Annotated in this window: 5 protein-coding genes; all 5 read left to right on the top strand. The window is 71.0% G+C overall.

What is annotated here, in order from left to right; genetic code table 11:
* On the top strand, nucleotides 1-256 hold a 256-nt coding region (locus Mterra_RS04975; protein WP_147372552.1), incomplete at its 5' end, for a zinc-binding dehydrogenase.
* A 12-nt stretch (nucleotides 257-268) separates the two neighbouring features.
* A complete protein-coding gene (locus Mterra_RS04970; RefSeq protein WP_119314167.1) occupies nucleotides 269-1171 on the top strand; it encodes an MBL fold metallo-hydrolase in 903 nt (300 codons plus the stop codon).
* Between the two features lie 216 nt (nucleotides 1172-1387).
* Nucleotides 1388-4330, top strand: coding sequence for an ATP-binding protein (locus Mterra_RS23390; protein WP_275054047.1), 2943 nt, complete (start codon nucleotides 1388-1390; stop codon nucleotides 4328-4330).
* 494 nt (nucleotides 4331-4824) lie between these two features.
* Nucleotides 4825-5142: a hypothetical protein gene (locus tag Mterra_RS04960; protein ID WP_119314166.1), complete on the top strand. Its 318-nt coding sequence runs from the start codon at nucleotides 4825-4827 to the stop codon at nucleotides 5140-5142.
* A 37-nt stretch (nucleotides 5143-5179) separates the two neighbouring features.
* The gene (locus Mterra_RS22790) at nucleotides 5180-7090 is read left to right on the top strand and encodes a hypothetical protein (protein ID WP_176582512.1); all 1911 of its coding nucleotides are present in this window, start codon (nucleotides 5180-5182) and stop codon (nucleotides 7088-7090) included.
* The last annotated feature ends 10 nt before the right edge of the window (nucleotides 7091-7100 follow it).

Genomic DNA, 7100 nt, shown 5'->3' with positions numbered 1-7100 from the left:
GGTCATGCTCCGGGGGCCGTGGGCTTCGCGCCGGGGGGGCCAGCGGTTCCGGGCCCTGATGGCGAAGCCGGACCCGGCCGACTTGGCCTTCGTGAGCGGGCTGCTCGAGGCGGGCAAGGTCGTGCCCGTGATCGAGCGGCGCTACCCGCTGCTCGAGGCCGCCGAGGCCCTGCGCTACCTGGGGCAAGGGCACGCCCGGGGGAAGCTCGTCGTCGTCGTTCGGCAGGAGCCGGCGCCCTCGAGCCCGTCCGCCTGATATTTTGGGGGCATGATCCACACCCTCGACCTCCTCGACCGCGCGCCCCGGGTCATCGCCTCGTTCCTGCTCGAGACCCCCGAGGGCCCGGCGGTGTTCGAGACCGGGCCCGAGTCGCGCTTCGAGACGCTGGCGCGGGCGCTGCGCGAGAAGGGCTACGCGCCGCAGGACGTGCGCCACGTCTTCGTGACCCACATCCACCTCGACCACGCCGGGGCGGCCTGGCGCTTCGCCGAGCACGGGGCGACGGTCTACGTCCACCCCAAGGGCGCCCCGCACCTCACCGACCCCAGCAAGCTGTGGGCCTCGGCCGCGCGCATCTACGGCGACCAGATGGAGGCCTTGTGGGGGCGCATGGGCTACGTGCCCGAGGCGCAGGTGCGGGTGCTGCAGGACCGGCAGACGGTGAGCCTGGGCGGCTTCACCGTCGAGGCCCTCGACACGCCGGGCCACGCCAACCACCACCACGCCTACCGCATCGGCGCGGCCCTGATCGCGGGGGACGTGGCCGGGGTGCGCATCGGGCGGGGCCCGGTGCTGCCGCCCTGCCCGCCCCCCGACATCCACGTCGAGACCTGGCAGCAGTCGCTGGCGCGGCTGCGGGGGCTGGGCCTAGAGGCCCTCTACCTCACCCACTTCGGCCCCGTGACCGACGTGCAGGCCCACCTGGCCGCGCTCGAGGCCCGCCTGCTGGACTGGGCCGACTGGATGCGCCGGCGCCTCAAGACCGGCCGGACCCGCGACGAGATCGTGCCCGAGTTCGAGGCCCACGTGGCCGACGAGCTGCACGCCGCGGGCCTGAGCAACGAGGAGGTGCGCGAGTACGAGTACGCCGACCCGGCCTGGATGAGCGTGGACGGGCTGATGCGCTACTGGACCAAGCACCGCCCCGAGGCCGTCGCTCCAGCCTCCTGAGAGTTGGTTCGTCACCGAACGGCGGCGGACCGACGGGGCCGGGGCTGTCCGCGGGGCGGAGGGCGGTAGCGCCCCTCGGGAGGGATGCGCCCTCTCTGCCGGCCGCCAGGGAGGGGCGTGCCCTGGGGTCCGAAAAGATGGCCTCCGGGGGTCTTCGGGTCGGATGATCATCTTTTTGAATCCGGTATTACACTCTGAGTAACCGAGGAGGGCGCCGTGGCAGGGCATCGCCTGCGGCTCTTGGGGGAGGCCACCCTGGGGGTGGAGGGGCGATCCCCCGTGCGCCTGGAGCGCAAGGTCGCCGGGGTGCTGGCTTACCTGGCCCTGGAGGGCCCCACCCCCCGCTCCCGGCTGGCCGGGTTGTTGTGGCCCGACACCGCCGAGCGCACGGCCCGCAACAACCTGGCCCAGGCCCTGCGCCGATTGCGTCAGGCGGCAGGGGGGTACGAGGCGGCGGGCGGGGGCGAGGTGCTCAAGCTCGTCGAGGGCCTCGAGGCCGACGCGGCCCAACTGGTGCTCTTTTCCTTCCAGGGACGCTACGCCGAGGCGCTGGGGCTGGAAGGGGAGCTGCTCAGGGGCCACGACTACGACGACTGCCCCGACTTCGCCGACTGGCTTTTGGCCGAGCGGGAGCATCTCCTGGGCCTGTGGCGCGAGGCTTTGGCCCAGGAGGCCGAGCGGTTGGAAGTGAAGGGAGAACTGCGGGGGGCTTTGGCCCTGGCCGAGCGGCTCTTCCAGGCCGACCCGGTCTCGGAGGCGGGCTGCCGCCGGGTGATGCGCCTTTGCTACCTGCTGGGCGACCGGGGGGCGGCGCTTTCGGCCTACCACCGCCTCGAGGTTGCCCTGCACCGCGAGACGGGCCTAAAGCCCCTGCCCGAGACCCAGGCCCTGGCCCAGGAGATCGCCGCGGGCGTCCGGGTCTCCCTCCCCCCGGCCCAAGCCTGGCCCGAGGTGCCCCTGGCCTTGCTGCACCCGCCCGTCCTGGTGGGGCGGGAGCGGGAATGGGCTTTGCTGGAGGAGGCCTGGGAAGCCGGCAAGGTCGTGTTCATCGCCGGCGAGGCCGGGGTGGGCAAGAGCCGACTCTTGCGGGACTTCGTGGCCCATAAGGGGACCTACGCCTGGTTTTCGGCCCGCCCGGGCGACGAGGGCACTCCTTTCGCCTTCCAAGCCCGGGCCTGGCGGGAGGCCCTGGGGCGCTACCCCGACCTCGCCCTTCCCCCCTGGGCCCGCCAGGAACTCGCCCGCATCCTGCCCGACCTCTTCCCCGAGGCCCCGCCACCCTGGCAGGACGTGGGCGACAAGCTCCGCCTGTTCGAGGCCATGGCCGAGCTCGTCCGGGGGCTGGGGAAGCACGTGGAGGGGCTGGTGGTGGATGACCTCCAGCACACCGACCCCGCGAGCCTCGAGGCCGGGGCTTACCTGGCGTCCCGCTTCGTGCCCGCCCCTCCCGGTGTGCCGCGCAGCCTCAACGCCTACCGTAGGGGGGAGCTTTCCCCCGAGGCGGAGGCAGGCGTGGAGCGACTGGTGGAGGCCGGTCTGGCGGTACGGGTGGAACTCGAGCCCCTCGCGCCGGCGGGGGTGGAGGCGCTTCTGGCCTCGCTGGGCCTCCCCGGCCTAAAGCCCGCGCGGTTGGCCCCGCAGCTCTGGCGGCGCACCGGCGGCAACCCCTTCTTCATCCTCGAGACCCTGCGGGCCTTCTGGGAGGCCGGCGGGGCGCCCGAGGGGCGGCTTTACTTCCTCATGCCCAAGCGGGTCAAGGGGCTGATCGCCCGCCGCCTCCAGGGCCTCTCCGCCGCTGCCCTGCGCCTGGCCCAGGCCGCGGCCATGGCCGGGGATGACCTGACCCTGGAGCTGGCCGCTGGGATCCTGCGGCGCCGTCCTCTGGACCTGGCCGGGCCCTGGGCCGAGCTCGAGGCCGCCCAGATCCTGCGCCAGGGCCGCTTCGCCCACGACCTGCTCCTGGAGACCGTCAGGGAAGGCATCCCTGCCCCTATCCAGGCCCACCTGCACCGCCAGATAGCCCTCTCGCTCGAGCAGACCGGGGCTCACCCTGCCCGCATCGCCCAGCACTGGCTTTTGGCCGGCCGGGAGGAAGCGGCGGCCCGCTGCTGGCTGGTCGCCGGCCGGGACTACCAGGCGCGCGCTCTCCATGCCGAAGCCCTGGCCATGCTGGAAAAAGCCCTGGCTTACGGCCGGGAGGAGGCCACGCGGGCCGAGGCCCGGCTCCTGATGGCCGACATCTACCGCGAGCAGCGGCGTTACCGCGAGGCCGAGGCCCTGCTGGAGACCTTGTTCGAAAGCCCCACCCCCCTCAGGGTCCGGGTGGAGGCCCTGCGAACCCGCGCGTACCTGGCCATCGGCGACCACCCGAGGGCGGTGGAATACGCCCACGAGGCCTACCTCCTGGCCCGCGAACTCGGGGATGAAGAGCTCACCCACCTGACCCTGACCGCCTACGCCGCCGCTTTGTGGGGGGTGGGCCGGGCCGCCGAGGCGGCGCGCCTTCTAGAGCCCGAACTCGCCCGCGACCACCCCGACCCCCGCCGCCGCATCCGCGTCTTCGCGTACCTGGGGGCCCTGCACGCCCACCGGGGCTGCTTCGCCGAGGCCTATCCCCTCCTCGAGGAGGCCTACCGCCTGGCTCTGGAGCAGGACCCCTACTGGCGGGTCCTGGTGGCGGCCTTCCTGGTGGGGGCCGACGTGGAGCGGGGGGAGCCCCTGGCCCACCGGGAGCTCGCCCAGGCCGCGCGGGCCCTGGGGCCCTTCGACGTGAGCGAGTACCTGGCCCTGGTGCTGGCCCGGGCCTATCTGGAGGCCCGGGATCCCCAGGCCGCTTTGGAACTCCTGGAGGAGGGCCCCGGCGAGCGCCTGGGCCCGGCCTACGCGGTTTTGGGCCTGGCCTACACCAGCCAGGCCCTCCTGGCTTTGGGCCGGGAGGAGGCCGCCCGCCGAGCCTTAGCCGGGGCCCTCTCCCTGGCCGAGAGCCTGGAAGGTGCCCCGCGGGCCCTAGCCCAGGTGGCGGTGGCGGCCTCACGGCTCGGGGAAGCGGCGGCGCAGGCCCTCTTGGCGCGGATTCCCCCCGAAGCCCTGGGCCCTGCCGACCGCAGAAGCCTCCTCGAGGCCGCTCTAGCCTGGGATTCCCAGGAGGAGCCCTCCTGAGCCTGGCGACCCCAACCTTGACGGGTCATCCTCCGGTCATCCACCCTTTCGTACCCTCACCCCATGCTCGAGAAGCAGTTCGCAGGCCTGGTCTGCCCCGGCACTGGCGTTCGTGCCACTGGCCTGGGGCCAGGGTAACCCTCGGGGCCGGGGCGGTCGCCACCGGCGCGGCAGGAAAGGACGCGGACGAGGGTCTTCTCGAGCGTTCGGTCGAGGGGGCTCGAGTCATGGGGAAAACAGGCTATCTGAGGGCAATTTTCCCGGGGTGGGCTGGGGGCCCGGGCCCCCAGCCCGTACGGGCTTGGGCGCGGGTCGGTAATTCACGCGTTTGGCGGTTCCTCCTTGTCGGGCTGTTCGTCGTGGGAGGAGCGGCCTTTAGCCCTACGCCCGGTCAGGCACAGGTTGCCGGGCTCGAAGCACAGAGCCGGGCCCGCCCGGACGTTTCGGCCGCGAAGGGGGCAAAACCCGCGGCGAGCCCCGGAGGGAGGTCGGTTGTGGTTACGGCTCTACTGGGCGTGTGGGTTCAGGACGATACCGGCCCCGTCCTCACCTCGAGGAAGCGCTATCACTTCAAACCGGACGGCTCGTACGAGTTCGTGTTCACCTCGCGAAACACCGGGAGTCGGGAAGAGAAGCTTCTGGTCAGGGAGGAAGGGAGGTTCACCGTCGAGGCAGGCCGGTTGACGATTTCGCCCCGGGCTGGCCGTTCCAGGTCGTTCCCGTGGAGGGTCGAGAAGGATCCCTACGTGGGCGACGTTCGGCTGGTGATGGTTCTTCCCGACGGGACGCTCGATGTCTATTACCGGGAGTAGCAGGTGAGCCTGAGGTGACTTGGATGGGGGTAGGGGTATGGGCGGCAAACCTCGCAGGGTCGCTTGGTGGTTGCTGGGGGTGATTCTTTGGGCGGTGCTGGGCTCGTGCGGCGGGCCGGGCAACAAGCCCCCTGCCGACGACCCGCGGAGCCTGGCCGAGCAGGTGCTGGCGGGGGGAGCCGGGGCTCAGGCGGCGCTCGAGCAGGCCCTGCGGCTGTCAGGTTTTGCCATACGCGCGGCGGGAGGCGGGCCGATAGAGCCGGCCAGGCCCGCCCAGGGACTGGTCTTCGAGGCCTGGGACTTGGGGGCCATGCTGGCCTCCTTGGCTAACGGGGGCTCCGCCGCGCTCCCCGATTTCGCCTCGGCCCTGGCTTTGGGCTTCCCCGAACTCGAGGCCCCCCAACTCGCCGCCACGATCGCCGCAGACCTTCGCGAAGCAGCCCAGAGCCCGCAACCCGAAAAGCGCTTCTGGGCGCAGTTCATCGCCGAGCTAGGCCGCCAGGCCGCCCTCCCCTACGACCTCCTAGACCCCGCGCTGGACCCCACCGCGGTGAGTCTGGACCCGGTGCAACTCGGGCTGATCGTCTACCGCCTGACCGCCGACGTCTGGCTCTTCGTGCAGCCCGCTTCCGGTGGCACCCGCGCGACACCGAAAGCCTCCAGCCAGCCGCCCTGCTCTCAAACCGAGACCCAGGCCCTGATCCTCGACGCCGCCGCCGCGGCCTCCTCGATCGGCTTCGGCCAGGTGCTGGACTACCTGAGCGGCAGGGGCCTGAAGGGGGCCGAGAAGTACGCCAAGGTGGTGGCCTGGCTCAACGCCGCGCTCAGCGCGGTCAAGCTGGCCTGGAGCTGGGGGGCCTTCAAGGGCGAGGTCAGCATGGACGGGCCGGAGCTGGTGCGCACCAAGAGCGCGACAGCCGACGGCGAGTTGCGCAAGGTGACGGCGAGATTCCGCCTAGACCTGGGCAGCGCGCAGATGGTCAACTGTCTGCGCATCCTCTTCAACGGGGCGGGGCTCGACTTCAGCCTGTGGAACGACGGCCCCATCAAGAACGCCGGGGTGGACTGGCTGATGCTCGAGGGCGGGGCCACCTCTCGAGGAGCCGGCTACATCCAGTTCGCTCAGGGTAACATCCCCACCAACCGCCGCACCGACGCCGAGGGGAAGGACGTGATCGCCATCGAGGGCATCCGGCAGAGGCGCGACCTGCCCGCCGACGCCCAAAGGTGGGACCGGCCCGGCAAGCTGCACGTCAAGGTCAGCCTGAAGAACGCCGACATCGTGCAGGACCTGATCGACGCGGTGGGCGGGCCGCTCAGCCTACCCGCCGAGATGGCCTTCCGCATCGGCTTCGGCTTCGCCTACACCTTCAGCTTCAACGTGGTGGACTGGAAAGACCCCTGCGAGCCCGGCGTTTCCCGGGCTGTAGGGGCGCAGGCTGAGGTTTGTGGTGTACTGGTACGCGTCACGGGCTCCTTCAATTGGGCTAGCTACTACATCCAACCAGCCGGGATCATCGCCGATGTGCAGGACCGTTTCGAGGCGGACCTATGGCTTTCCCCTGTACCCGGCGGCCAGGGCTCCTCGGTGAGCGGCATTCACAACGCCCCTTCCACGGAAGCCAACCCCCGGCTCGTGGAAGGCCTAGAGCTTGTGGTGTGCAGCTTCCAACTGGGCGGGGATTATGAGCATCTCACCCTCGATTCCTGGAGGTTCTCCGGGGCGACAGAAAAGGATTACTACTTCGCATTCACCGGAATCGTATTCGTGCCGCCCGCCACCGTGTACTACCGGAGTGACGACAACTGCATCCCGTACACCGATCCCGGATACACAGGCCCGAGTGGGCATGCTTTTGCGGTAGACCTCAGCCGCTTGCAGAAGCCGGGTGACACCTACACCTTCAGTGATCCCTCGGGGTGGGAGTTCCGGTTCGAGCGTAGGTAAGTCCTCGAGC

Origin of the sequence: Calidithermus terrae (assembly GCF_003574345.1) — a bacterium.
Classification (GTDB): domain Bacteria; phylum Deinococcota; class Deinococci; order Deinococcales; family Thermaceae; genus Calidithermus; species Calidithermus chliarophilus.
Note: the sequence above shows the minus strand (reverse complement) of the source record. Positions and strands in the feature narration are given on the sequence as shown.

What these genes read in the sequence shown, in the direction of transcription:
- Mterra_RS04970 (WP_119314167.1), top strand. Translation starts at nt 269, where the DNA reads ATGATCCACACCCTCGACCTCCTCGACCGCGCGCCCCGGGTCATCGCC.
- Mterra_RS22790 (WP_176582512.1), top strand. Translation starts at nt 5,180, where the DNA reads ATGGGCGGCAAACCTCGCAGGGTCGCTTGGTGGTTGCTGGGGGTGATT.